Annotated in this window: 24 protein-coding genes and 1 rRNA gene; 5 read left to right on the forward strand and 20 right to left on the reverse strand. The window is 73.0% G+C overall.

Features of this window, described 5'->3' with window-relative positions; translation table 11 throughout:
• The 20 genes from IR170_RS18980 to IR170_RS19075 all read right to left on the reverse strand — a co-directional run.
• Window positions 1-106, reverse strand: a 16S ribosomal RNA gene (locus IR170_RS18980); the annotation flags it as partial.
• A 416-nt stretch (window positions 107-522) separates the two neighbouring features.
• The gene (locus IR170_RS18985) at window positions 523-1,128 is read right to left on the reverse strand and encodes a DNA-3-methyladenine glycosylase (RefSeq protein ID WP_193666476.1); all 606 of its coding nucleotides are present in this window, start codon (window positions 1,126-1,128) and stop codon (window positions 523-525) included.
• A 10-nt stretch (window positions 1,129-1,138) separates the two neighbouring features.
• A complete protein-coding gene (argH, locus tag IR170_RS18990; RefSeq protein WP_193666477.1) occupies window positions 1,139-2,566 on the reverse strand; it encodes an argininosuccinate lyase in 1,428 nt (475 codons plus the stop codon).
• Complete coding sequence (locus IR170_RS18995; protein ID WP_193666478.1) at window positions 2,563-3,033, reverse strand: NUDIX hydrolase; 471 nt, start codon at window positions 3,031-3,033, stop codon at window positions 2,563-2,565. The genes argH and IR170_RS18995 overlap by 4 nt, the downstream gene beginning before the upstream one ends.
• Window positions 3,033-4,466 carry an argininosuccinate synthase gene (argG, locus tag IR170_RS19000; RefSeq protein ID WP_056862825.1) on the reverse strand — a complete coding sequence of 478 codons (1,434 nt, stop codon included), beginning with the start codon at window positions 4,464-4,466 and terminating at the stop codon, window positions 3,033-3,035. The genes IR170_RS18995 and argG overlap by 1 nt, the downstream gene beginning before the upstream one ends.
• A 105-nt stretch (window positions 4,467-4,571) precedes the next feature.
• Window positions 4,572-5,099, reverse strand: coding sequence for an arginine repressor (locus tag IR170_RS19005; RefSeq protein ID WP_056862824.1), 528 nt, complete (start codon window positions 5,097-5,099; stop codon window positions 4,572-4,574).
• Between the two features lie 5 nt (window positions 5,100-5,104).
• Entirely contained in the window at window positions 5,105-6,103 is a 999-nt protein-coding gene (gene argF, locus IR170_RS19010; RefSeq protein ID WP_319805176.1) for an ornithine carbamoyltransferase, read from the reverse strand.
• Window positions 6,100-7,275 carry an acetylornithine transaminase gene (locus IR170_RS19015; RefSeq protein ID WP_193666479.1) on the reverse strand — a complete coding sequence of 392 codons (1,176 nt, stop codon included), beginning with the start codon at window positions 7,273-7,275 and terminating at the stop codon, window positions 6,100-6,102. Before IR170_RS19015 ends, argF begins: the two co-directional genes overlap by 4 nt.
• The gene (argB, locus tag IR170_RS19020) at window positions 7,272-8,213 is read right to left on the reverse strand and encodes an acetylglutamate kinase (RefSeq protein WP_193666480.1); all 942 of its coding nucleotides are present in this window, start codon (window positions 8,211-8,213) and stop codon (window positions 7,272-7,274) included. The genes IR170_RS19015 and argB overlap by 4 nt, the downstream gene beginning before the upstream one ends.
• Window positions 8,210-9,361 carry a bifunctional glutamate N-acetyltransferase/amino-acid acetyltransferase ArgJ gene (argJ, locus tag IR170_RS19025; RefSeq protein ID WP_193666481.1) on the reverse strand — a complete coding sequence of 384 codons (1,152 nt, stop codon included), beginning with the start codon at window positions 9,359-9,361 and terminating at the stop codon, window positions 8,210-8,212. Before argJ ends, argB begins: the two co-directional genes overlap by 4 nt.
• Window positions 9,358-9,969, reverse strand: a complete 612-nt coding sequence (locus IR170_RS19030; RefSeq protein WP_193666482.1) for an ACT domain-containing protein — start codon at window positions 9,967-9,969, stop codon at window positions 9,358-9,360. The genes argJ and IR170_RS19030 overlap by 4 nt, the downstream gene beginning before the upstream one ends.
• On the reverse strand, window positions 9,966-11,003 hold the full coding sequence (argC, locus tag IR170_RS19035; RefSeq protein ID WP_156697730.1) for an N-acetyl-gamma-glutamyl-phosphate reductase: 1,038 nt from the start codon (window positions 11,001-11,003) through the stop codon (window positions 9,966-9,968). The genes IR170_RS19030 and argC overlap by 4 nt, the downstream gene beginning before the upstream one ends.
• 528 nt (window positions 11,004-11,531) lie before the next feature.
• A complete protein-coding gene (gene pheT, locus IR170_RS19040) occupies window positions 11,532-14,027 on the reverse strand; it encodes a phenylalanine--tRNA ligase subunit beta (protein WP_193666483.1) in 2,496 nt (831 codons plus the stop codon).
• On the reverse strand, window positions 14,027-15,154 hold the full coding sequence (gene pheS / locus IR170_RS19045) for a phenylalanine--tRNA ligase subunit alpha (RefSeq protein WP_193666484.1): 1,128 nt from the start codon (window positions 15,152-15,154) through the stop codon (window positions 14,027-14,029). The genes pheT and pheS overlap by 1 nt, the downstream gene beginning before the upstream one ends.
• 159 nt (window positions 15,155-15,313) lie before the next feature.
• Entirely contained in the window at window positions 15,314-16,360 is a 1,047-nt protein-coding gene (locus IR170_RS19050; protein WP_193666485.1) for a sensor histidine kinase, read from the reverse strand.
• A 53-nt stretch (window positions 16,361-16,413) separates the two neighbouring features.
• On the reverse strand, window positions 16,414-17,217 hold the full coding sequence (locus IR170_RS19055; RefSeq protein WP_193666505.1) for a TrmH family RNA methyltransferase: 804 nt from the start codon (window positions 17,215-17,217) through the stop codon (window positions 16,414-16,416).
• Window positions 17,214-17,606 (reverse strand): 50S ribosomal protein L20, encoded by a 393-nt coding sequence (rplT, locus tag IR170_RS19060; protein WP_193666486.1) that lies wholly within the window; start codon window positions 17,604-17,606, stop codon window positions 17,214-17,216. Before rplT ends, IR170_RS19055 begins: the two co-directional genes overlap by 4 nt.
• A 96-nt stretch (window positions 17,607-17,702) precedes the next feature.
• Window positions 17,703-17,897, reverse strand: a complete 195-nt coding sequence (gene rpmI / locus IR170_RS19065) for a 50S ribosomal protein L35 (protein WP_056862815.1) — start codon at window positions 17,895-17,897, stop codon at window positions 17,703-17,705.
• Window positions 17,898-17,951: 54 nt separating this feature from the next.
• On the reverse strand, window positions 17,952-18,785 hold the full coding sequence (gene infC / locus IR170_RS19070; RefSeq protein WP_319805177.1) for a translation initiation factor IF-3: 834 nt from the start codon (window positions 18,783-18,785) through the stop codon (window positions 17,952-17,954).
• 253 nt (window positions 18,786-19,038) lie between these two features.
• Window positions 19,039-19,572, reverse strand: a complete 534-nt coding sequence (locus tag IR170_RS19075; RefSeq protein ID WP_319805178.1) for an SseB family protein — start codon at window positions 19,570-19,572, stop codon at window positions 19,039-19,041.
• Window positions 19,573-19,725: 153 nt separating this feature from the next.
• Here IR170_RS19075 and IR170_RS19080 point away from each other — a divergent pair, with 153 nt between their 5' ends.
• The 5 genes from IR170_RS19080 to IR170_RS19100 all read left to right on the forward strand — a co-directional run bounded on the left by IR170_RS19080 (window position 19,726) and on the right by IR170_RS19100 (window position 24,200).
• Window positions 19,726-20,547 (forward strand): ABC transporter permease, encoded by an 822-nt coding sequence (locus tag IR170_RS19080; protein WP_193666489.1) that lies wholly within the window; start codon window positions 19,726-19,728, stop codon window positions 20,545-20,547.
• Complete coding sequence (locus IR170_RS19085) at window positions 20,535-21,362, forward strand: ABC transporter ATP-binding protein (RefSeq protein ID WP_193666490.1); 828 nt, start codon at window positions 20,535-20,537, stop codon at window positions 21,360-21,362. Before IR170_RS19080 ends, IR170_RS19085 begins: the two co-directional genes overlap by 13 nt.
• Window positions 21,359-22,414 (forward strand): ABC transporter substrate-binding protein, encoded by a 1,056-nt coding sequence (locus tag IR170_RS19090; RefSeq protein WP_193666491.1) that lies wholly within the window; start codon window positions 21,359-21,361, stop codon window positions 22,412-22,414. The genes IR170_RS19085 and IR170_RS19090 overlap by 4 nt, the downstream gene beginning before the upstream one ends.
• Window positions 22,414-23,592 (forward strand): LLM class flavin-dependent oxidoreductase, encoded by a 1,179-nt coding sequence (locus tag IR170_RS19095; protein WP_193666492.1) that lies wholly within the window; start codon window positions 22,414-22,416, stop codon window positions 23,590-23,592. The genes IR170_RS19090 and IR170_RS19095 overlap by 1 nt, the downstream gene beginning before the upstream one ends.
• Window positions 23,593-23,684: 92 nt before the next feature.
• Complete coding sequence (locus IR170_RS19100) at window positions 23,685-24,200, forward strand: cellulose synthase (protein WP_193666493.1); 516 nt, start codon at window positions 23,685-23,687, stop codon at window positions 24,198-24,200.
• Window positions 24,201-24,212 lie beyond the last annotated feature (12 nt).

The raw sequence follows: 24,212 nt of genomic DNA on the forward strand, positions 1-24,212 counted from the left end.
ACCCGTTCGCCGCTCGTGTACCCCCGAAGAGGCCTTACCGCTCGACTTGCATGTGTTAAGCACGCCGCCAGCGTTCGTCCTGAGCCAGGATCAAACTCTCCGTTGAAAAACAACACCCCACACCCACGAAGGACGCGAGGAAAAAGAGATGCCTGACAAGAACAAAACCCTGACATGATGTCAGAATCATTGTCTTACCAAAGAAACCATCAACCAACCCCCCAAAAAGGAGATCAGCCAACGGGGCATAACAAACTAATTCGTCGACTATGACACACTGTTGAGTTCTCAAGAATCAGACGCACACCGTCCTGCGACCTTGCGGTCGAAGCGGCGGGGCAACCTGCAGAAACTTACCGGTCCGACCTCAGCGCGTCAACTCCGTCGGAGTGACTCCCTGCCGTACGATCCGGCCGCCGCACATGCGTCAACCACTCGGGTGACCTCTCGGTCCGAGTGGCAGCTGCTCGCTGCGACAGGAAGAACGTTACACACGTGTTGCGGGCAGGCCAAATCAGGGCGTCAACACCCCAACGGGGGTGCCTTGCGGTAGGCGCTGACGGTCGGTTCGTCCGCGATCCAGAAGCGCCACGGCCGCTCAGCGTCGCCCCGGAGCCCCACCCGTGGCCCCCGCTCCACGGCGGTGACCAGCTCCCCCGGCTGCAGGGTGACGGTGCTCGGGGCCAGGAGATCCGTGCCGTCGAGGTCGAGCCGCAGGCCGAGGGCCTGGCCGAGCCGTCCCGGCCCCCGGGCGAGGTCGCGGGCGACGCCGGTGCGCCGTCGAGACCGGGCCTCGTCGGCACCCGCCACGACCTCGCCGGCACGCAGCAGCACCGCACCGGGTGATCCCTCGGGACCGGTGACGACGTTGGCGCACACGTGCAGGCCGTAGGAGAGGTAGACGTAGAGCCGCCCGGCGGGGCCGAACATCGTGGCGTTGCGGCGGGTGGGACCGCGATGGGCGTGGGAGCCGGCGTCGTCGGCGCCGCCGTAGGCCTCGACCTCCGTGAGGCGGATCGACACCACGGCGTGGGAGACCACGGCACCGAGCAGCAGCGGCGCGACGCGCTCCACCGGGCCGGCGAGCAGCGCCGCCAGGTCGTCGGGCCCGGGACGCGCGCCGCTCATGTGTGTCGGCTCAGGAGCCGAGCCGGGCGCGGTGCGCGGCCACGACCGCACCGAGCTCGTCGAGCTGCTCGCGCACCCGGACGGGGGCGGTGCCACCGCGACCGTCGCGGGAGGCGACGGAGCCCTCGGCGCTGAGCACGTCGCGCACCCCCGGGGTCAGGGCCGGCGAGATCGCCGCGAACTGCTCGTCGGTGAGCTCGTGCAGCTCCAGGCCCAGCTCCTCGCACCGGCGCACGCAGGCGCCCGCGAGCTCGTGGGCGACGCGGAACGGCACGTTCTCCCGCACCAGCCACTCGGCGACGTCGGTGGCGAGGGAGAACCCCTGGGGAGCGAGCTCCCTGAGCCGCTCACGGTCGAAGACGAGGGTCGCGACCATGCCGGTGAAGGCCGGGAGCAGCACCTCGAGGGTGTCGACGGAGTCGAAGACCGGCTCCTTGTCCTCCTGGAGGTCGCGGTTGTAGGCCAGGGGGAGAGCCTTCAGGGTGGCCAGCAGACCCGAGAGGTTGCCGACGAGCCGTCCGGCCTTGCCGCGGGCCAGCTCGGCGATGTCGGGGTTCTTCTTCTGCGGCATGATGCTCGAGCCCGTCGACCAAGAGTCGTGCAGCGTCGCGAAGCCGAACTCCCGGGTCGACCAGAGGATGACCTCCTCGGCCAGGCGGCTGACGTCGACCCCGACCTGGGCGCACACGAAGGCGAACTCGGCCACGAAGTCGCGCGCGGCGGTGCCGTCGATGGAGTTGGCGCTGGAGCCGGTGAACCCGAGCTCGGCGCTCACGCCCACCGGGTCGAGCCCGAGGCTCTGGCCCGCGAGAGCCCCCGAGCCGTACGGCGAGTCGGCCGCGACACGGGCGTCCCAGTCGAGGAACCGGTCGACGTCGCGCAGCAGGGGCCAGGCGTGGGCCATCAGGTGGTGGGCCAGCAGCACCGGCTGCGCGTGCTGCAGGTGGGTGCGGCCGGGCATGACGGTGGGCGTGCCCGCCAGGTGGTCGGAGGCCTGGGCCGCCAGCACGTCCACGAGGTCGAGCACCTGCCCGACCACCACGCGGCAGTGGTCACGCAGGAAGACCTTGAACAGCGTCGCGATCTGGTCGTTGCGGCTGCGACCCGCCCGCAGTCGCCCGCCGACGTCGGGTCCGACCTCCTCGAGCAGCAGCCGCTCGAGGGCGCCGTGCACGTCCTCGTCGGAGTCGTCTGGCCGCAGGGTGCCGGCGGCGTACCGCTCCCCCAGCGCGTCGAGGCCGCGCAGCAGCTCGACGTGGTCGGCCTCGGTGAGCAGGCCGGCGCGGTGCAGCGCGTTGGCGTGGGCGCGCGACCCGGCGAGGTCGTAGGGCGTGAGTCGCCAGTCGAAGTGGGTGGAGCGCGACAGCGCCTCCAGCTCCGGCGACGGGCCGCCGGCGAAGCGGCCTCCCCACAGCTTGCCGGTGTTCGTGGTGCTCACTGGTCTCCTCCCAGGACGGCCCGGACGGCCGCGGTCATGATGTCGCACAGGTCGGGCGAGACGAGCCGGCCGTCGTCGGCCAGGTCGTCGGGGGTCCACCAGCGCGCCTCGAGGACGACCCCCACCTCGGCCTCCTCGAGGTGGTCGAAGACGACCTCCTGCGCCCGGTCGAGGGCGAGGGCGAAGAAGGTCGCGTCGCCCCGGTAGGTCGTGCCGCGCCAGGAGAAGTCCTGCACCTGGTGGTGGAAGGGCCCCACCAGGTCGGCCGCCCCCGCCCGGACCCCGGTCTCCTCGTGCAGCTCGCGCAGGGCGGCGTCGACGAGGGACTCCCCCTCGTCGACGCCACCGCCGACGGTGCCCCAGCGCGGGGCGTCGGGACGCTCGGGGTCGTGGTCGAGCAGCAGCAGGACCTCGCCCGTCGCGCTGACCGGCACCACCCGGGCGCTGCGGCGCAGGATCGGCTCCATCAGTCGGTGCCGAACTCCATGGCCGCGTGGTCGAGCGCCTCGTCGTCGATGTCGCCCTCGCCGGCCGGGCGCGTGGCGATGCGCTTCGCACCGCCCGGCTCGAGCTCACCGAAGAGGGTGCCGTTCTCGACCAGCACCTGACCCTGGTCGAGCGGCTGGGTGGCGTAGAGCTCGAGCTTGGCGCGCGAGTCGGCGATGTCGAGGTTGCGCATCGTGAGCTGGCCGATGCGGTCGGTGGGCCCGAACGCGGCGTTCTCGGTGCGCTCCATGGACAGCTTGTCGGGGTGGTAGGAGAAGGCCGGCCCGTCGGTGCGCAGGACGGTGTAGTCCTCGCCGCGCCGCAGGCGCAGCGTGACCTCGCCGGTGACCAGCGAGGCGATCCAGCGCTGGATCGACTCCCTCAGCATGAGCGCCTGGGGGTCCAGCCAGCGGCCCTCGTAGAGCAGCCGGCCGAGGCGGCGGCCCTCGTTGTGGTAGCTGGCGACCGTGTCCTCGTTGTGGATCGCGTTGAGCAGGCGCTCGTAGGCGATCCACAGCAGCGCCATGCCCGGGGCCTCGTAGATGCCGCGCGACTTGGCCTCGATGATGCGGTTCTCGATCTGGTCCGACATGCCCAGCCCGTGACGCCCGCCCACGGTGTTGGCCTCGTGCACCAGGGCCACGGGGTCGGCGAAGGTCTGGCCGTTGATCGCCACGGGGCGGCCCTGGTCGAAGCGGATCGTGACGTCCTCGGTGGCGATGTCGACGGCGGGGTCCCAGAACTTCACGCCCATGATCGGCTCGACCAGCTCGAGGGAGGCGTCGAGGTGCTCGAGCACCTTGGCCTCGTGGGTGGCGCCCCAGATGTTGGCGTCGGTGGAGTAGGCCTTCTCGGCGCTGTCGCGGTACGGCAGACCGTGCTCGGTCAGCCACTGGCTCATCTCGGCGCGACCGCCCAGCTCGTGCACGAAGTCGGCGTCGAGCCAGGGCTTGTAGATGCGCAGGGCGGGGTTGGCCAGCAGCCCGTAGCGGTAGAACCGCTCGATGTCGTTGCCCTTGAAGGTCGACCCGTCGCCCCAGATGTCGACGCCGTCCTCGTGCATGGCTCGCACCAGCATCGTGCCGGTGACGGCGCGGCCGAGCGGGGTGGTGTTGAAGTAGGTGCGGCCGCCGGAGCGGATGTGGAAGGCACCGCAGGCGATGGCGGCGAAGCCCTCCTCGACCAGCTGGGTCCGGCAGTCGACGGCGCGGGCGATCTCGGCGCCGTACTGCAGGGCGCGGTCGGGCACACCGGAGATGTCGGGCTCGTCGTACTGCCCGATGTCGGCGGTGTAGGTGCAGGGCACCGCACCCTTGTCGCGCATCCAGGCGACGGCGACGGAGGTGTCGAGGCCGCCGGAGAACGCGATGCCGACGCGCTCGCCCTTCGGCAGGGTGGTGAGGACCTTGCTCACGGTGGGGCTCCTTGGGGATCGGGACGGAAGTCTGGTGGGGCGGCGCACGCTCCGAGCGGGGCGGGGCGCCGCGGCGTCAGGACGTGCGGGGAGGTGCGACGGGGGTCAGGGCGCCGGCGGCACGTGGGTCTCGGCCAGCGCCAGGAATCGTCGGGCCAGGTCGTCGCCGCCCGCGGGGTCGCGACCGATGACCAGGACGGTGTCGTCACCGGCGATGGTGCCGAGGATGTCGGGGAAGTCGGCCTTGTCGAAGGCGCTGCCGAGGAACTGCGCCGCGCCGGGCGGGGTGCGCAGCACCACGAGGTTGGCGCTCGCGTCGGCGCTCACGAGGAGCTCCGCGCACAGCCGGGCCAGTCGCGCGCGGGCCGCGGCCGAGTCGGCCGGCGGGGCCGGGCGACGGTCGCCGCCCTCACCGGGCACGGCGTAGACCAGCGCACCGGAGGCGGCGCGCACCTTGACGGCGTCGAGCTCGACCAGGTCGCGCGAGAGCGTGGCCTGGGTGACCCGGACACCGCTCTCGGCCAGCAGCACGGCGAGCTCGCCCTGCGAGTGGACCTCCTGGGTGGAGACCAGCTCGACGATCAGCTGGTGGCGCGCGTTCTTGGTCGCGGGCCGCAGGACCGACTCGGTCATCAGGCTCACCTCTCCCCCGCCGTCGGGTCCTGCGCGAGCGAGGGGTCGAGCAGGAACGCCAGGACGGCCTTCTGCGCGTGGCGCCGGTTCTCCGCCTCGTCCCAGACCACGCTCTGCGGTCCCTCGAGCACCTCGGCGTCGATCTCCTTGCCGCGGTAGGCCGGCAGGCAGTGCAGCGCCACGGCGTCGGGTCGCGCGTGGGCCAGGAGCCGCGTCGTCAGCGACCACGGCGCGAACACCGCCGCCCTCGCCTCGGCCTCCTCCTCCTTGCCCATCGAGACCCAGGTGTCGGTCACCACGACGTCGGCGCCGGTGACCGCGGCCACCGGGTCGGCGACCGCCGCCACCGAGCCGCCGGTGCCGGCGGCGATCTCGGCGGCCCGGGCGAACATCGCTTCGTCGGGCAGGTAGCCCTCCGGGGCGCTGACACGCACGTGCATGCCGGCGGTGGCCCCGGCCAGCAGCCAGGAGTTGCCCATGTTGCACGCCGCGTCGCCGACGAAGGCGGCCGTCAGGCCGGCGAGGTCGCCCTTGTGCTCGCGCACCGTCAGCAGGTCGGCCACCAGCTGGCAGGGGTGGAACTCGTCGGTGAGGGCGTTGACGACCGGCACGCCGGCGTGGGCGGCCATCGTGTCGAGGTCGGACTGGTGGAAGGTGCGCCACACGACGGCGGCCACCTGGCGACCGAGCACCCGCGCGACGTCCTCAACCGACTCGCGCACGCCGATGCCGGCCAGCCTGCCCTCGACGACCATGGGGAACCCGCCGAGCTCGGCGATGCCGGCCGAGAACGAGGTCTGGGTGCGCAGCGTCGGCTTGTCGAAGATCATCGCCACCGACCGGGGACCGGCCAGGGGGCGCTGCTGGTGCGGGGAGGCCTTGAGCTCGGCGGCGAGGTCGAGCACGCGGGACTGCTCGGCCGGCGACAGGTCGTCGTCGCGCAGGAAGTGCCGCAGGGCCACCGCGGGAGGCAGGACCGCTCCGGTGGGGGCCGGGGCGCTCACGAGACGCCCGCGTCGTCGAGGATCCGCGGCCACGCCGCGAGGAAGGCGTCGACGTCGGCGGTGCCCAGCACGAGCGGCGGGGCGAGCCGGATCCGACGAGGCGTGGGGTTGTTGACGATGTAGCCGTGGGCCATCGCGGCCGCGGTGACCTCGGCGGCGTGCTCCGAGACCAGGTCAAGGCCGATCAGCAGTCCTTCACCCCTGACCTCCGTCACCCGCGGGTCGGCGATCAGACCGGCGCGCAGCCGGTCACCCGCCTCGACGGCGTGGGCCAGCAGGCCCTCGGACTCGATGGTGCGCACCACGGCCAGCGCGGCGGCGCAGGCCACCGGGTTGCCGCCGAAGGTCGTGCCGTGGTTGCCGGGGTCGAAGAGGTCCGCGGCGCGGCCCAGTCCGAGGACCGCGCCGATGGGGAAGCCCCCGCCCAGGCCCTTGGCCAGCGTGATGACGTCGGGCACCACGCCGGAGGGCAGGTGGGCGTACCAGGAGCCGGTGCGGCCCATGCCCGACTGGACCTCGTCGAACCACAGCAGCGCGCCGTGCTCGTCGGCGACACGCCGCGCCGCGGCGAGGTAGCCCTCGGGCGCGACCACGACACCGGCCTCGCCCTGGATCGGCTCGAGCAGGACCGCGGCGGTGTCGTCGGTGACGGCGGCGGCCAGCGCCGCCTCGTCGCCGTACGGCACGAACTCGACGTGGCCCGGCAGCGGCTCGAAGGGAGCGCGGTAGGCCTGCTTCGAGGTCAGGGCGAGCGCGCCCATGGTGCGGCCGTGGAAGCCGCCCTCGGCGACCACCACGTGGGTGCGCCCGGTGCGGCGGGTCAGCTTGAAGGCGGCCTCGTTGGCCTCCGCGCCGGAGTTGGCGAAGAAGGCCTTGCCCTCGGCGCCCGCGAACGCCAGGAGACGCTCGGCCAGCTCGACCTGGGGGGCGCTGGTGAAGAAGTTGGAGATGTGGCCCAGCGTCGACAGCTGCGTCGTGACCGCCTCGACCAGCGCCGGGTGGGCGTGGCCCAGCGCGTTGACGGCGATGCCGCCGAGCAGGTCGACGTACTCCTTGCCGTCGGCGTCCCACACGTGCGCACCCTCCCCGCGCGTCAGCACGAGCTTGGGCGGGCCGAAGGTGTTCATCAGGGAGTCGGCGTAGCGCTCCTGCAGCGCCTGCTGCTCGGTCATGGCTGGGTCTCCCGGGCCTTGCGGGTCTTGGTCTCGACGCCGGGCAGCACCTGCGTGCCGACGCCCTCCTTGGTGAACAGCTCCAGCAGCACGGCGTGCGGCTCGCGCCCGTCGACGACGGTGGCGCGCGGCACCCCGCCCTCGACCGCCAGCAGGCACGCGCCCATCTTCGGGACCATGCCGCTGGCCAGCGAGGGGATGACCTCGGCCAGGGACTCGGGGCTGATCTCGCCCACGACGTCCTCGGAGTCGGGCCAGTCGAGGAAGAGCCCCTCGACGTCGGTCAGCACGAGCAGCTTCTCCGCCTTCAGCGCCACGGCCAGGGCGGCGGCCGCGGAGTCGGCGTTGACGTTGTGGACGGTGCCGTCCTCGTCGGGGGCCACCGAGGAGACCACCGGGATGCGGCCGGCCTCGATGAGGTCGAGCACCGACTCCGGGCGCACGCGGGTCACCTCGCCGACCAGGCCGAGGTCGACCTCCTCGCCGTCGACGACCGTGCCGGTGGCGGTGGCGGTGAACAGCCCGGCGTCCTCGCCGGAGCAGCCCACGGCCAAAGGGCCGTGCTCGTTGATGAGTCCCACCAGCTCGCGCTGGACCTGGCCCACCAGCACCATGCGCACGACGTCCATCGCCTCCGGCGTGGTCACGCGCAGGCCGCCGCGGAACTCCGACTCGATGCCGAGGCGGTCGAGCATGCTCGAGATCTGCGGCCCGCCGCCGTGCACGACGACGGGTCGGAAGCCGGCGAAGCGCAGGAAGGCGATGTCCTCGGCGAAGGCCCGCTTGAGGGAGTCGTCGGTCATGGCGTTGCCGCCGTACTTCACGACCACGATCTTGCCGTGGTACTGCTTCAGCCAGGGCAGGGCGGCGGCGAGCGTGCGGGCCTTGGCCTGGTCGGGCTTGCCGACGGTGAATTCTCCGGTGCTGGAATCGTTCATGATGAGTAGGCGCTGTTCTCGTGGACGTAGGCGTGGGTGAGGTCGTTGGTCCAGACGGTGGCCCGCTCGGAGCCCGCCTTGAGGTCGATGGTCACGCTGACCTCGCGGCCGGTGAGGTCGACGGTCTCGGGGTCGGCGTGCGGGGTGGAGCGCTGGCAGACCCAGACGCCGTTCATGGCGACGTCGAGGTCGGCGGGGTCGAAGGCCGCCTGCGTGGTGCCGATGCTGGCGAGCACGCGGCCCCAGTTGGGGTCGTTGCCGAAGATCGCGGCCTTGAAGAGGTTGCTGCGGGCCACGCTGCGCCCGACCTCGACGGCGTCCTCCTCGGAGGCGGCGTTGAGGGTCGTGATCGCGATCTCGTGGTCGGCGCCCTCGGCGTCCTTGAGCAGCTGCATCGCCAGGTCGGTGCACGCCTGGGTCAGGGCGTCGGTGAAGTCGTCGACCGAGGGCGTGATGCCGCTGGCGCCGCTGGCCATCACCGTGACGGTGTCGTTGGTCGACATGCATCCGTCGGAGTCGAGCCGGTCGAAGGAGACCCGGGTCGCCGCGCGCAGCGCGGTGTCGAGGTCGGCGGCGGGCACGACGGCGTCGGTGGTGAGCACGACGAGCATCGTGGCCAGCTGCGGCGCCAGCATGCCGGCACCCTTCGCCATGCCGCCGACCGACCAGCCCGCGCCCTCGACCACGACCTGCTTGCTCACCGAGTCGGTGGTCATGATCGCGTGGGCGGCCTGGTCGCCGCCGTCGGCGGAGAGGGCGGCGTGGGCGGCGTCGACGCCCGCGAGGACCTGCTCGCGGTCGTTGGTCAGGCCGATCAGACCCGTGGAGCAGACGACGACGTCGAGGGCTCCGATGCCGAGGTGGTCGGCGACGCGCTCGGCGACCGCGTGGGTGGTCTGGAAACCCTCGGGGCCGGTGTAGCAGTTGGCGCCGCCGGAGTTGAGGACGACCGCGCGCACGGTGCCGTCCTTGACGACCTCCTGGCTCCACAGCACCGGGTTGGCCTTGCAGCGATTGGCGGTGAAGACGGTGGCGGAGTCGTGGGAGGGCCCCTGGTTGACCACCAGGGCGACGTCCTTGCCGCCGGAGGCCTTCAGGCCGGCCTCGACGCCGGCGGCGACGAAGCCGGCGGGGGTGGTGACGCTCATCTCTTCCTCTTCTCGCTGCTGCTGGAGCCGGAACGCCGGTCGGGCTGCTGGTCGGACTGCGGATCCTTGCGGGAGCGACCGGTCGTGCGTGGAGGCTTGTCGGTGCCGTTGCCGGCACGCGGCTCGCGCTCGCGCGGTGCCCGTGACGCGCCGACGGGCACCGCGGGTCGCACCGTGTGGCCGTGACGGCGCCAGGCCTCGGCGGCGCGCTCGGTGGCGCCCGAGGGCACCAGCACCCAGTCGGTCTCGAAGGTGGAGATCGAGAAGACGCTGATCTGCTCCTCGGCCAGCGGCACCAGCAGCGCGGCCAGCACCCCGGTCGCCTCGGTCGGGATCGGGCCCTGCACCGAGAAGGCGACCAGGCCCTTGTGGGCGACCTGCTTGGTGGGCACGTTGCGGCCCGCGCAGATCAGCGTGGTCTCGGTGGCGGTCGCCGTGACGGAGAACAGCGACGACGACTCCGCCCAGCTCGGCACCTCGGCGCCGACCGGGAGCTTCACCAGCGCGAGCTTCTCGGGGAACTGCTGCAGCACGTACGACACCGTGCCGCCCGACGCGGCGGGGCCGTCCTCGTGGGTGCCGGTCTCCGCCGGCTGGTCGCTGCTCACGGCGCGATCCCGACGGCGGTGAGGCCGGTGGTCTCGTCGATGCCGAGCGCGATGTTCATGCACTGCACCGCCGCACCGCCGGTGCCCTTGGCGAGGTTGTCGACCGCACCGACCGCCACCAGGCGGCCGGCGGCCTCGTCGACGGTGACCTGCACGTGCACGGCGTTGGAGCCGGTCACCGACTTGGTCTGGGGCCACAGGCCCGCGGGCAGCAGGTGCACGAACGGCTCGTCGGCGTAGGCCTCGGCGTAGACGTCGTAGGCCTCCTCCGCGCTGACCGGGTCGACCAGCGGGGCCGAGCAGGTCGCCAGGATGCCCCGCGGCATCGGCACCAGCAGCGGGGTGAAGCTGACGCTGACCGTGCCCTCGACGAGGCGCGAGAGGTTCTGGGTGATCTCGGGGGTGTGACGGTGGGTGCCGCCGACGCCGTAGGCGCTGGCGTTGCCCATCACCTCGCTGCCCAGCAGGTTGGTCTTGGCCGCCTTGCCGGCACCGCTCGTGCCGGAGGCCGCGACCACGACGACCTCGGGGTGCACCAGCCCGGCGGCGATGGCCGGGGCGAGGGTCAGCGAGGACACGGTGGGGTAGCAGCCCGGCACGGCGAAGCGCGTGCGGCCCTCGAGACGCTCGCGCTGGCCGGGGAGCTCGGGCAGGCCGTAGGGCCACGTGCCGGCGTGGTCGCCGCCGTAGAACTGCGCCCAGGCGGCGGGGTCCTCGAGACGGAAGTCGGCGCCGCAGTCGATGACGATCGTGTCGTCCCCGAGCTGGGCGGCGAGCTCGCCGGACTGGCCGTGGGGCAGGGCGAGGAAGACCACGTCGTGGCCCGAGAGCACCTCGAGCGTCGTCTCCTCCAGGACCCGGTCGGCCAGCGGCACCAGGTGCGGCTGCAGCGCGCCCAGGGGCTGGCCCGCGTTGGAGGCACCGGTCAGGGCGCCGATCTCCACCTCGGGGTGGCCCAGCAGCAGGCGCAGGACCTCTCCCCCGGCATAACCGCTGGCACCGGCGACAGCGACACGTCTCCTCGTCATGTGCATGACTATACAAGTCAATGCATGAGCATGTGCAAGTGGTTCTTGACGTGACGCCTGCGTGGGTCGCAGCGACGCCGGAAGCGCCGCGCCCGCCGTGGGCCCGGCTCGCACGCGGTGCGGGTCGCACGCGGTGCGGGGGGGGCGGGCGAAGCCGCTGACGGGCGAGCGGGCCGGGCGTCCGCAGCAGCCGCGCGAGAGGCAGCACGCGGCGGCGCGCAATTGCGCCGGTGGCGCACCCGACTCAGCGCAGCATCGGCACCAGCCACGCAAACCCACGCGACCACGCCAGCGACCCCACACGCAATTGCGCCACTTGCGCACACCACCCAGCGCCCCACCAGCACCAGCCACGCAAACCACCGCGCCCACCACCAGCGACCCCACGCAATTGCGCCACTTGCGCACACCACCCAACGTCCCACCAGCGACCGCACGCGATTGCGCCGGTTGAGTGTGGGACGGGTGCTGCGGTGGGGAGGCCCGGGGCGGGCGACCGCGGCTCCGCACGCAGGGTGCGGAGCCGCGGGGACTTCAGACGCGCTGGACGGCGCCGGTGAGCTCGACGGCCGCGTCGACGGCGGACTGTCGGGCCGCGACGATCTCGTCGTCGGTCAGCGTGCGGTCGGGGGCACGCAGGCGCAGGGCGAAGGCCAGCGACTTGCGTCCCTCGCCGAGCTGCTCGGAGCGGTAGACGTCGAAGAGCCGGATCGACTCCAGCAGCTCGCCGGCGCCCGCCACCAGGGCGGCCTCGACGTCGGCGGCCGTCACCGACTCCGCCACCACGAGGGCGACGTCCTCCTTGGCGAGCGGGAAGCCCGAGACCACCGGGCCCGGCACGACGTCGACCGCGTGGCGCAGAAGGGCGTCGAGGTCGACCTCGACCGCGGCGGAGCGTGCCGGGAGGTCGAAGGCCTTGCAGACCCGCGGGTGCAGCTCGCCGGCGTGGCCGACCACGACCCGGTCGTCACCGTCGCCGACGGCGACCTCGGCGCAGCGGCCCGGGTGCCAGGGCATCCGGGTGGCCGCGGCGACCTCCAGCCCGATGCCGAGCTCGGTCGCGACGCGGCGGAGCACGGCGAGCGCGTCGGCCCAGCCGGCGTCGCGGCCCTCGCCCCACCAGCCGGCGCGCTCGCGCTCACCGGCCAGCACCACCGACAGGTGCTGCGGCTGGCGCGGGATGGCGTCGAGCAGGGCCTGCAGCTCGGCGTCGGAGGGGCGCTGCTCGACGCCGTAGATCGGGGCGGGGCCGCCGTCGACCGGGAAGGCCACCGTGCCGGTCTCGAAGAGGGCGACACCGGCGGCCCCGCGCCCCCGGTTGCGGGCCGCGGCGCGCAGCAGGCCCGGCAGCAGCGTCGTGGTGTACGCCGGCTCCTCGGAGCTGATCGGGTTGGCCAGGCGCACCGTGCGGCGCAGCGGGTCCTCGGCCGGCAGCCCGAGCGCGTCGAACGTCGCCTCGCCGACGAACGGGAAGCTGATCGCCTCCACGCACCCGGCGCCCGCGAGCACCCGGCCCACCCGACGGCGCAGTCGCTGCTCGCGGGTCAGACCGCGCCCCGCGGCCTCGGTGGGCAGCACCGAGGGCACCTCGTCGTAGCCGACGATGCGGGCGACCTCCTCGACCAGGTCGAAGGGGTCGGTGACGTCGGGGCGCCAGGTCGGCGCCGTGACCGTGAGGACCTCGCCGTCGACCTCGACCGTGCAGCCGACCGCGCGCAGGTGCGCGACCGTCGTCTCGGCGCTGATCGGCATGCCGGTCACCCGCGCGGGGAGGTCGGCACGGGCGTGGACCACGGCCGGAGCGGGCGCCTGGCCGACCACGGTCACCCCCGTGTCGGCCCGGCCCCCGCCCAGGGCGGTGAGCAGCTCGACGGCGCGGTCGGCGGCCACCTCGGGCAGCCGCGGGTCGACGCCGCGCTCGTTGCGCTTGCCGGCCTCGGAGCTGATGCGGTGGCGCTTGCCGGAGCGGAAGACCGAGGTGGCGTCGAAGTGGGCCGACTCCACCACCACGTGGGTCGTCGAGGCCGACATCTCGGTGCGGGCGCCGCCCATGACGCCGGCGATGCCGATCGGGCCGGTGGCGTCGGTGATGAGCAGGTCCTCGGGCGACAGCTCGCGGTCGGTGTCGTCGAGGGTGGTGATCCGCTCCCCCGGCTCGGCGCGCCGCACCCGGATCGCCCCGTCGAGGGTGTCGCCGTCGTAGGCGTGCAGGGGCTGGCCCAGCTCCAGCATGACGTAGTTGGTCACGTCGACGCCCAGGGAGATCGAGCGCATGCCGGCCTGCTGGAGGCGGCGGACCATCCAGTCCGGCGTGGGGGCCGTGGCGTCGAAGCCGTTGACCGTGCGCGCCACGAAGAGCGGGCAGCCCGCGGCGTCGTCGACCACCACCGGGTGGCCGTGGTCGTCGGCGGGCGGCACGTCGCGCTCGGCGGGGTCGACGTAGGGCAGGTCGTAGGCCAGGGCCGCCTCGCGGGCGATGCCGCGCAGCGAGAGGGCGTAGGCACGGTCGGGGTTGATCTCGAACTCGATGACCTCCTCGCGCAGGCCGAGCAGGTCGAAGACGTCGTCGCCCGGCTCGCCGGCGTCGGCGGGCAGCACGATGATGCCGTCGTGCTCCTCGCCCAGCCCGAGCTCGGAGGAGGAGCAGATCATGCCGGCCGAGACGTGGCCGTAGGTCTTGCGCGCCGAGATCCGGAAGTCACCGGGCAGCACGCCGCCGGGCAGGACGGTGACGACGAGGTCGCCGGGGGCGAAGTTGTGGGCTCCGCAGACGATGCCCTGCGGCTCACCGGTGCCGTTGGCGTCACCGACGTCGACGGTGCACCAGTTGATGGTCTTGCCGTTCTTCTGCGGCTCCGGCTCCATGGTGAGCACGCGGCCCACGACGAGCGGGCCGGTGATGCCGGCACCGGCGCGCTCCACGGCCTCGAGCTTGAGGCCCAGGGCGGTCAGGCGTGCGGTGAGGTCGTCGGTGGTGACGTCGGCGGGCAGGTCGACGAGCTCGCGGATCCACGAGACAGGGGCCTTCATCAGATCTCACTCCCGAACGCGGTGGTGAAGCGGACGTCGCCCTCGAAGAGCGCGCGCAGGTCCTCGATGCCGTGGCGGAACATCAGCATCCGGTCGATGCCGAAGCCGAACGCGAAGCCGGTGTAGCGCTCCGCGTCGATGCCGCAGGCGGTGAGCACCCGGGGGTTGACCACCCCGCAGCCGCCGAGCTCGATCCAGCCCTCGCCGCGGCACGTGCGGCAGGACGCGGCGTCGGCAGCGCCGTCGTCGCCCGTGGCGAGCCCCGTGCCGCGGCACACGAAGCAGACCATGTCCATCTCCGCCGACGGCTCGGTGAAGGGGAAGTACGACGGGCGGAAGCGCGTGGAGATCCCGGCGCCGAACAGCGAGGAGACCAGGTGGTCGAGGGTGCCCTTGAGGTGGGCCATGGTGATGCCCTCGTCGATGGCCAGGCCCTCGACCTGGTGGAAGACCGGGCTGTGGGTCGCGTCGTACTCGTCGGTGCGGAAGACGCGACCGGGGCAGGCGATGTAGATCGGCGGGGTGCGCGTCAGCATCGAGCGCGCCTGCACCGGCGAGGTGTGCGTGCGCAGGACGACGCCGTGGTCGGCCGGGTCGGCCCAGAAGGTGTCCTGCATCGTGCGCGCCGGGTGGTCGGGGCCGAGGTTGAGGGCGTCGAAGTTGAGCCACTCGGCCTCGAGCACCGGCCCCTCGGCGATCTCCCAGCCCATCGCGACGAAGATGTCGGCGATCAGCTCCGAGCCGGTGGTCACGGGGTGGCGGGCGCCGACCGGGAGCCGGTCGGTGGGCAGGGTGACGTCGACGGTCTCCTCGACGAGCATCCGCTCCTCGTGCTCGGCCTCGAGCACCTGCTGGCGGCGTGCGAGCGCCTGGTTGACGGCACCGCGCGCCTGGCCGATGCGCTTGCCGGCCTCCTTGCGGGCCTGCGGGGGCAGCGCGCCGATCTCGCGGTTGGCCAGGGCGAGCGCCGAGCGGTCGCCCGCGTGCTCGAGCCGGGCCGCCTTGAGCTGCTCCAGGTCGGTCGCGGCCTCGATGGCCGCCACGGCGGCGTCGCGCGCCGCCTCGACCTCCTCGGACTTCAAGGGGGTGACCTCCACGGGGTCGAAGTCGGTGTTGGGACCGGACATGACTGCCTTTCCAGCGGGTGGCCGCGCACTCCGGCGCGCGGCGTGGTCAGTCTAGGAAGCCGCGGCCCCCGCCCGCGAACCGGTTGCCGGCCCTGGACGACGCCGTGCCGTCCGCCCGGCCCGTGGACGACCGCCGCGCCGGGGCAGCCCCGACCGGGGTCACTCCGGTCGGCGGTCCTGGCTGGGCCAGGTGAGCACGATGCTGGCGCCGCCGCCGGGGGCGTCGCCGATGCTGACGGTGCCGCCGTGGGCACGGGTCAGGCCCCCGACGATGTACATGCCCAGGCCCGTGCCGCCACGCGCCCCGCCCTTCCAGAACTTCGTGAAGACGCGGCGCCGCAGGTCGAGCGGGATGCCCTCGCCCTCGTCCTGCACGACGACCCGGACCCCGGCGTGGTCGTGGTCGGGGCCGAGCGGGTCCAGGGTCACCGTCACCGTGCCCTCGCCGTGGCGCACGCCGTTCTCGACCAGGTTGGTGACGACCTGGGTGAACTTGTCGGGGTCGGCGGAGATCTCCGGCAGGTCGTCGGCGACGTGCAGCACCACCGGGCGCGAGGTGCCGGCCCGCACCGACTCCACGATGCGCCCGGTCAGCACGGCGGCGTCGCTGGGGCGGGGGTAGAGCTGGAGTCGCCCGGTGTCGATGCGGGCGACGTCGAGAAGCTCGGCGATGAGACGGCTCAGCCGGTCGGAGTCGGCGCTGACGGTGGTGAGCATCAGCTTCTTCTGGTCGTCGCTCAGCTTGTCCCAGCGGTTGAGCATGGCCTGGACGAAGCCCTTGACCCCGGTGAGCGGGGAGCGCAGCTCGTGGGCCACCGTGGCCACCAGGTCGGAGCGCTCCCGGTCGAGCCGGGCCCGGCCGCGACCGGAGCGGAGGGTGACCACCACGCTGCTCACGGGGCGGTCGAGCGCCGGACGGTGGATGCGCGCGGCCACGAGCACCTCGGTGCCGTCGGGCAGCAGCCACGACTGCTCCGGCACGGCCGTGCGCGTCGCCAGCCCCCGGTAGGGGCAGTTGTGGTCGAACCACGCCGCGCCGTCCTGGTCCTGGAGGGCCAGCACCTCGGCCAGGCCGCGGCCCACCGCGTCGAGGGCGCTGCGGCCGAGCATCTGCACCGCCACGCGGGAGACGAGTGTGACGCGGCCCTCGGCATCGGCGACGACGACACCGTCGGGCAGGGAGTCGGCGAGCTGCTGGGCGTCCACGCCGCCCACCCTAGGCCCCGGCGAGGCACCCCACCGGCTGCCCGAGGGACGGCTCAGACGCGGTGCGCGCGGGCGGAGGCGTAGAGGCAGAGCGCCGCGGCGGTGGAGAGGTTGAGGCTCTCGGCCCGCCCGAGGATCGGGATGCGGACCCGGTGGTCGGCCAGTGCCGCCAGCTCCTCGGGCAGTCCCCACGCCTCGTTGCCGAACAGCCACGCGGTGGGGGCCGCCAGCAGGTCGTCGGCGTCGAAGAGGTCGACCTCGCCGGCGCCGTCGGCGGCGAGGACCTGCAGCCCCGCGGACTGCGCGCGGCGTACGGCGTCGGCCGGGTCGGCCGCCACGGCGACCGGCACCTGGAACAGGCTGCCGACGCTGGCGCGCACCGTCTTGGGGTTGTAGGCGTCGACCGAGCTGCCGGCCAGCACCACGGCTCCGGCTCCGGCGGCGTCGGCCGTGCGGACGACCGTGCCGGCGTTGCCGGGGTCGCGCACGTCGGCGCAGAGGGCGACCAGGCGGGGCGCCGGGTCGAGCAGGTGCTCCAGCGGCCGGTCGAGGAACCGGCACACCGCCACGACCCCCGCCGGGTTGACGGCGTCGCTCAGCGAGGCCAGGGCGCGCTCGTCGACGAGAGTCCAGGCCGCCTCGGCCGCTGTGGCCGCGGCGGACAGCGCGGCGTGGCGCTCGGTGGCGGCGGGAGTGGCGAAGACCTCCACCACGCATCCGGGCACCACGAGGGCCGACTCGACGGCCTTCGGACCGTCGGCAAGGAACAGCCGCCGCTCGGATCGGGCCGAGCGGCGGCTGAGCTTGCGCGCTTCCTTGACACGACCGTTGCCGGTCGCCAGGGGGACGGTGGTCAGGCCGAGGCCTCCGCCTTGGGCGCGTTGACGTCGGCGGGCAGGGCGGCCTTGGCCGTCTCCACCAGCGCGTTGAACGCGGCGACGTCGTTGACGGCCAGCTCGGCGAGGATCTTGCGGTCGACCTCGATGCCGGCCAGGTTGAGGCCCTGGATGAAGCGGTTGTAGGTCATGCCCTGCGCACGCGCGGCGGCGTTGATGCGCTGGATCCACAGCTTGCGGAAGTTGCCCTTGTTCTTGCGGCGGTCGTTGTAGCTGTAGACCAGGGAGTGGGTGACCTGCTCCTTGGCCTTGCGGTACAGGCGCGAGCGCTGGCCGCGGTAGCCGCTGGCGCGCTCGAGGGTCGTCCGGCGCTTCTTCTGGGCGTTCACTGCCCGCTTGACGCGTGCCACGTTGTTACTCCTTGTTGCGGTGGAAGATCTGAGGTGGTGCCGACCGGGTCGGCGTGGGCGGTCGCGACGGGCGCGGCCACCAGGGGCGGACGAGGGTCAGAGACCCAGCATCTTCTTGGCGCGCGGGACGTCGGCCTTGGCGACCTCCACGGTGCCGGTGAGGCGACGCGTGACCTTGGAGGCCTTCTTCTCCAGGTTGTGGCGCTTGCCGGCCTTCTCGCGGAGGATCTTGCCCGAGCCGGTCACGCGGAAGCGCTTGCCGGCACCGGAGTGGCTCTTGTTCTTCGGCATCTGTATCTCTCTCTCGTCGTCAGCCACGGGCACGGTGGTGCCCCGGCGGGAGTCTCAGGCCTCGATCTCGGGATCGAGGTTCTCGGAGCGGCCACGCTCCTTCTTCTTGGCCACGGGCCCGGCGGCGTGGGCGGCGTCGCGCTCCGCGCGCTCACCGGCCTCGAGCGCGGCACGCTCGGCGGCCTTGTTGTCCTTCTGGGCCTGCATGTCGACCTTGGCCTCGGCCTTCTTCTTGTGCGGGCCCAGGACCATGATCATGTTGCGGCCGTCCTGCTTGGGCGAGGACTCCACGAAGCCGAGCTCGGTGACGTCCTCGGCCAGACGCTGCAGCAGACGGAAGCCCAGCTCGGGACGGTGCTGCTCACGACCGCGGAACATGATCGTGATCTTGACCTTGTCCCCGGCGCGGAGGAACCGCACGACGTGACCCTTCTTGGTCTCGTAGTCGTGGGCGTCGATCTTCGGACGAAGCTTCATCTCCTTGATGATCACGTTCGTCTGGTTGCGACGGGCCTCGCGCGCCTTCTGGGCGTTCTCGTACTTGAACTTGCCGTAGTCCATGAGCTTGCAGACCGGCGGGCGGGCCATCGGGGCGATCTCGACGAGGTCGAGGTCGGCTTCCTGGGCAAGGCGCAGCGCGTCGGCGGTGGGAACGATGCCGACGGTCTCGCCACTGGGGCCAACGAGGCGGACCTCGGAAACCCGGATCCGGTCGTTGATTCGAAGCTCGGTGCTGATGTGTCCTCCTGGTTGGGATCTGTCCGGAGGCCTCGCGCCGTCCACGCTCGGCGTGGAAATGAACAAAGGCTCCCGCTGGTGACCCAAGCGGAAGCCAGTCGCGACACGCCTCCCCTGCCGGGTGACGCATCCTCTGCCGAGGCCCTGCACCGTGCTGGCACGACGCGTGGTGGATCCTCGGTAGACCGGTGACCCGACGACCTGTGCCTCGGACTGCTCCGTGGCGGCGGTCGGTGCGGGTGGGAGACGTGTGCTGCTGGTCCCCGCTTGGAGATCGCCCCGTCGCAACGTGCACGGCGGAACTGATCGGTCAACACCGAACCCTAGCCGAGCATTCCGACGCCGCGCCAATCAGCGGAGCCGTCGGCCGGGCCGGAGCGTTCGGCCGGGCCAGCCGGCCGGGTCAGTCGGCCGGAGGGTCGGCGTCGGGGCGCACCCATCCCGAGCGCTCGCCGACGCGCGCCAGCGTCCACCCGGCCGCCAGCGCCTCGAGGTCCTGACCCTCGATCGCCACCACCACCGGGCCGGCCAGGTCGACCACGAGGGCGGCGGCCTCCTCCTGCACCGCCGACCGCGCCGCACCCGACGCCGGCACCGGCACCGGCCGGGCCTGCGGGTCCCAGGCCGCCATGGTCTCCAGCGAGGTGAAGGCCAGCAGGGCGCGCCGCCCGTCGCGGCCGGTCATCAGCACCGCAGCCATGTCGCTGGTCTTGTCGTGGGCCAGGCCGGCGTCGTCGAACTCGACCTCGCCGAGCACGGCCACCACCGGCACCAGCAGGCGCGAGGTCGACAGGGCCGCGAGGGCGTCGACGTAGGCACCGCGGTCGGAGGAGTACGCCGCCAGGGCCGCCACCACGTCGGGGGCGGCACGCCCGTCGTCGTCGGGGAACGCCGGTCCCTGCAGCTGGCGGGGCAGGCCGGGCGGCTGGTCGCTCACCGGTCCATCCTCCCCGACACCGCGGCGCGCGGCGAACCGGGGCGAGACCGGGGCGAGACCGGGTGGGGCGACCGCGCGGCTCGACATGTGATCCACAGCGTAAGTCGAGTGTCTGAGTTGACTTACAGGTATTGCTTTGCAGAGGGTGGAGCCATGACCGTGACCCCCGTGCTCGCCGGCCCGGCCGCGCCCACCCCCACGACCCCACCCCCACGACCCCTGCGACGTCCCCGCCTGTGGCACTTCCGCCGGTGGGTCTCCCCCCTCGTCATCCTCACGCTGTGGCAGCTCGCCAGCAGCACGGGGCTCCTCGACCCCCGCAAGATGGCCTCACCCGTCGAGATCGCCGTGCGCTCGGTCGAGCTCATCAGCGACGGCACGCTCGGCCCGGCCGTCCTGGCCTCTCTGGAACGGGTCGGACTCGGCTTCGCGATCGGCGCCGTGATCGGCGTGGGCCTGGCCCTGGTGGCCGGGCTCTCCCGCCTCGGTGACGATGCGGTCGACCCGCCTCTGCAGATGCTGCGGACGCTGCCACACCTCGGCCTCGTGCCGCTGTTCATCGCGTGGATGGGGCTGGGCGACACCCCCAAGGTCGTGCTCATCGCCATGGGTGTGCTGTTCCCGCTCTACCTCAACACCCTCGGCGGCATCCGCAGCATCGACCGGAAGACGATGGAGGTGGCCAAGGCGCTGCACCTCACCCGCATGCAGCGCATCCGTCATGTCGTCCTCCCGGGTGCCATGCCGCAGGCCCTCGTCGGCCTGCGCCAGAGCCTGGGCATCGCGTGGCTCACGCTCATCGTGGCCGAGACCATCAGCGCCACCTCCGGGCTCGGCTTCATGATCAACAACGCCCGGGAGTTCCTCCAGATGGACGTGATCGTGGTCGGGCTCGTGACCTACAGCCTGCTCGGCCTGCTCACCGACGTCGCCGTCCGCCACCTCGAGAGAAGGGCCCTGTCATGGCGTTCCTGAAGTCCCGCTCCGCCCAGGGCGAGAGCCGCTCGGCCCGACGGGGGGCCCCGGCCCTCGACCCGTCGCTGGTCGCCCGGGTCCGCTCCCACCACCGCTCCTTCGGCCAGACCCACGTGCTCAAGGACGTCGACCTGGACATCGCCCCCGGCGAGTTCGTGGCCCTCCTGGGTCGCAGCGGCTGCGGCAAGTCGACGCTGCTGCGCAGCCTCGCCGGGCTCGACCCCGCCCCCGTCGACGAGGTGCAGGTCAGCGGACGCACCTCGGTGGCCTTCCAGGAGCCGCGACTGCTGCCGTGGCGCGACGTGCGCGAGAACGTCGCCCTCGCGCTGCTCAACGCCCCCGAGCGCGCCGAGCGGCACCGCCTGGCCGACGAGCGGATCACCGAGGTCGGCCTCAGCGGCAAGAGCGACGCCTGGCCGCTGCAGCTCTCCGGCGGGCAGGCCCAACGGGTCTCCCTGGCCCGCGCGCTGGTCAGCAACCCCTCGCTGCTGCTGCTCGACGAGCCCTTCAGCGCCCTCGACGCCCTGACCCGCATCGAGATGCACCAGCTCGTCATCGACCTGTGGCGACGCCACTCCATGGCCATCCTCATCGTCACCCACGACGTCGACGAGGCGCTCGCCCTGGCCGACCGGCTCATCGTGCTCGACGAGGGCAAGGTCGCGGACTCCTGGCGGATCACCCTGCCGCGCTCCGACCGTGACCACTCCCAGCCCGAGATCGCCCGCACCCGCTCCGCGGTGCTGCAGGCCCTCGGCGTCAGGCCCACTCCCCCCAACCCGAACCGTCAGACCCAGAAGCAAGGTGCCGCATGAACCACGTCTCCCCCACCTCCCACCGCCGCGTCCGCCGTCGAGGCCTGCTCGCCGGCGCCGTCGCCGCCGGGCTGCTGCTCACCGGCTGCGGTGGCGGCACGGGCAACGAGGACGCCGTCGCCGACGACGGCTCGGTCGACCTCAGCAAGGTGACCCTCATCGTCGGTGACCAGCGCTCCAGCAGCGTGCGCGCGCTGCTCGAGGCGGCCGACCTGGCCGACACGCCGTACGACATCGAGTGGAAGGAGTTCACCTCCGGCCCGCCGATGCTCGAGTCGATCAACGCCGGGGCCGTGCACGTCGGGCTCGTCGGCAACACCCCGCCGCTCTTCGCGGCCGCGGCCCAGGGGCAGTTCAAGATGGTCCAGGCCGTCACGTTCTCCGGCAAGGGCGACGCGATCCTCGTGCCGAAGGACTCCCCCATCGAGTCGGTGGCCGACCTGGCCGGCAAGGACGTCGGGGTGGCCGTCGGCAGCTCGGCCAACTACAACCTGCTGGCCCAGCTCGGCGAGGCCGGCGTGGGCTACGACGAGATCGAGGTCAAGAACCTCCAGCCAGCAGACGCGCTGGTGGCCTTCACCACCGGCAGCCTCGACGCGTGGGCGGTGTGGGACCCCTTCACCTCCCAGGCCGTCATCGACGAGGGCGCCCGGGTGCTCGTCGACGGCGAGGGGCTGGTCAACGGCTACAACTTCCAGGTCGCCTCCGACGAGGCCATCGACGACACCGCGACCGCGGCGGCCCTCGAGGACTACCTCGCCCGGGTCACCGAGGCGCAGCTGTGGTCGGGCGAGCGCCAGCAGGAGTGGGCCGACGTGTGGGCCGAGCAGACCGGCCTGACCCCCGAGGTCACGCTGGCCGCGGCCAAGCAGCGCCCGGTCACCATCGTGCCGATCGACGAGGAGGTCATCGCCTCGGAGCAGGAGATGGCCGACGCCTTCACCGAGAACGGGCTGCTGCCGGAGTCGGTGGACGTGGCCGACTACTTCTCCGACGCCTTCAACGACGTCACCGCCACTCAGCAGAGCCCGACCGCCGGAGCGGCCCGCTGATGCCGGGCGCGAGGCTCCACTGGTTCCTGCCGACCTCCGGCGACAACCGGGGCCTGGTCGGGGCCGGGCAGGGTGTGCCGCCCTCCGTGCGTGCGGGTCTCGACGAGACCGTCACCCACGGCTTCCGGGCCCCGAGCATCGACTACCTCGCCCAGGTCGCGCGTACGGCGGAGCAGCTCGGCTTCGAGGGGGTGCTGACCCCGACCGGCACGTTCTGCGAGGACGCGTGGCTGACCACGGCGGCGCTCATCCGCGAGACCACGCGGCTGAAGTTCCTCGTCGCCTTCCGACCCGGCGTGGTCAACCCGGTGCTGGCCGCCCAGATGGCCGCGACCTACCAGCGCATCTCCGGGGGCCGGCTGATGCTCAACGTCGTGACCGGCGGTGAGCCGCGCGAGCAGGCGCGCTTCGGCGACACCGCGGCCAAGGAGGTGCGCTACGCCCGCACCGAGGAGTTCCTCGCCGTGGTGCGCGGCACCTGGTCGCAGGCGCCCTTCGACTTCGACGGGGACCACTTCCGCGTGGAGGGGGCGATGGTCAGCGGTGGCATCGACCCGGTGCCCGACGTCTACTTCGGCGGCTCCTCCGGGCCGGCCGGCCCGGTCGCGGCCAAGCACGCCGACGTCTACCTGACCTGGGGCGAGCCGCCGGAGCTGGTGGCGGAGAAGATCGCCTGGATGCGTGAGCTCGCCCGGGCCGAGGGACGCACGCTGCGCTTCGGGCTGCGCGTGCACACCCTGTCGCGTGACACGAGCGAGGCCGCCTGGGCCCACGCCCAGACGCTGCTCGACGGCCTCGACCCCGCCACCGTCGCCGGGGCCCAGGAGGCCCTGCGGGCCAGCGAGTCGACCGGGCAGCAGCGGATGCTCGCCCTGCGCGACGGGCGCACGAGCTTCGACTCCGCGCGTGAGCTGGAGGTGTCGCCGAACCTGTGGACCGGCGTCGGGCTCGTGCGTGGCGGGGCCGGCACCGCGCTGGTGGGCAGCCACGACGAGGTGGCCGCCCGCATCGCCGACTACCACGCGGTGGGGGTGGACGAGTTCATCCTGTCCGGCTACCCGCACGTGGAGGAGGCCTACTGGTTCGCCGAGGGGGTCATGCCTCGACTGGCCGCCCTGGGCGTCACCGGAGCGGCCACCACGACGCGCGGTCGCGAGGCGGTCGCCGCGGGGCGCTGAGGCACCGAGCACGCCGCACCACGCACGCGGCACCACCCGACCCCGGGCCTCGCACGAGGCCCGGGGTCGCTCGCGTGTGTCAGGCTGGAGGGGTGGACGACGCCGCCTGGGCCGCACTGACCCTCACCCTCACCGCGCTGGGCGCGGTGGGCACCTGGCTGGTCTGGCGGCGACGCGGCCCGGCCCCCGCCCTGCGGATCGGCGGGCTGACCCTGCTGCCCCTGGCGGCCTACCTCACCGACACCCTGCAGATGGCCACCCGCATCGGCACCGCGGTCTCCGACTGGGCGGCAGGCCTCGTGCTGAGCCCGGTCGTGTGGACCGGGATCGTGCTGGCCGGCGTGGGGGTCGGCCTCGTGCTGCTCGCCGGGTCGCTCACCGCCCGCGGCATCGGGGTGCGCGGCGTGCAGCGCGAGGGCGCCCTGGGCCCGGCCCGCGGCGCGGCCCTCGCGGGCGCCGACGGCTCCGCCGCACCGACCCGCGCGACCCGGACGAGCCGGGCCGAGCGGAAGGCCGCCACCGCGAGCGGGGCCGGCAAGGGCGAGCCCGCCATCGACGACGACCTCGCCGACATCGAGGCCCTGCTGCGCAAGCGCGGCATCTCCTGACCCCCGCCCGGA

The sequence above is a fragment of the Nocardioides kribbensis genome (assembly GCF_015070375.1).
GTDB lineage: Bacteria > Actinomycetota > Actinomycetes > Propionibacteriales > Nocardioidaceae > Nocardioides > Nocardioides kribbensis.

Excerpts from the sequence above, each read along its gene's own strand:
- IR170_RS18985 (WP_193666476.1), bottom strand. The coding sequence starts at position 1,128 with ATGAGCGGCGCGCGTCCCGGGCCCGACGACCTGGCGGCGCTGCTCGCC.
- IR170_RS18995 (WP_193666478.1), bottom strand. The coding sequence starts at position 3,033 with ATGGAGCCGATCCTGCGCCGCAGCGCCCGGGTGGTGCCGGTCAGCGCG.
- IR170_RS19005 (WP_056862824.1), bottom strand. The coding sequence starts at position 5,099 with ATGACCGAGTCGGTCCTGCGGCCCGCGACCAAGAACGCGCGCCACCAG.
- IR170_RS19015 (WP_193666479.1), bottom strand. The coding sequence starts at position 7,275 with ATGACCGAGCAGCAGGCGCTGCAGGAGCGCTACGCCGACTCCCTGATG.
- argB (WP_193666480.1), bottom strand. The coding sequence starts at position 8,213 with ATGAACGATTCCAGCACCGGAGAATTCACCGTCGGCAAGCCCGACCAG.
- argJ (WP_193666481.1), bottom strand. The coding sequence starts at position 9,361 with ATGAGCGTCACCACCCCCGCCGGCTTCGTCGCCGCCGGCGTCGAGGCC.
- argC (WP_156697730.1), bottom strand. The coding sequence starts at position 11,003 with ATGCACATGACGAGGAGACGTGTCGCTGTCGCCGGTGCCAGCGGTTAT.
- pheT (WP_193666483.1), bottom strand. The coding sequence starts at position 14,027 with ATGAAGGCCCCTGTCTCGTGGATCCGCGAGCTCGTCGACCTGCCCGCC.
- pheS (WP_193666484.1), bottom strand. The coding sequence starts at position 15,154 with ATGTCCGGTCCCAACACCGACTTCGACCCCGTGGAGGTCACCCCCTTG.
- rpmI (WP_056862815.1), bottom strand. The coding sequence starts at position 17,897 with ATGCCGAAGAACAAGAGCCACTCCGGTGCCGGCAAGCGCTTCCGCGTG.
- IR170_RS19080 (WP_193666489.1), top strand. The coding sequence starts at position 19,726 with ATGACCGTGACCCCCGTGCTCGCCGGCCCGGCCGCGCCCACCCCCACG.
- IR170_RS19085 (WP_193666490.1), top strand. The coding sequence starts at position 20,535 with ATGGCGTTCCTGAAGTCCCGCTCCGCCCAGGGCGAGAGCCGCTCGGCC.
- IR170_RS19090 (WP_193666491.1), top strand. The coding sequence starts at position 21,359 with ATGAACCACGTCTCCCCCACCTCCCACCGCCGCGTCCGCCGTCGAGGC.
- IR170_RS19095 (WP_193666492.1), top strand. The coding sequence starts at position 22,414 with ATGCCGGGCGCGAGGCTCCACTGGTTCCTGCCGACCTCCGGCGACAAC.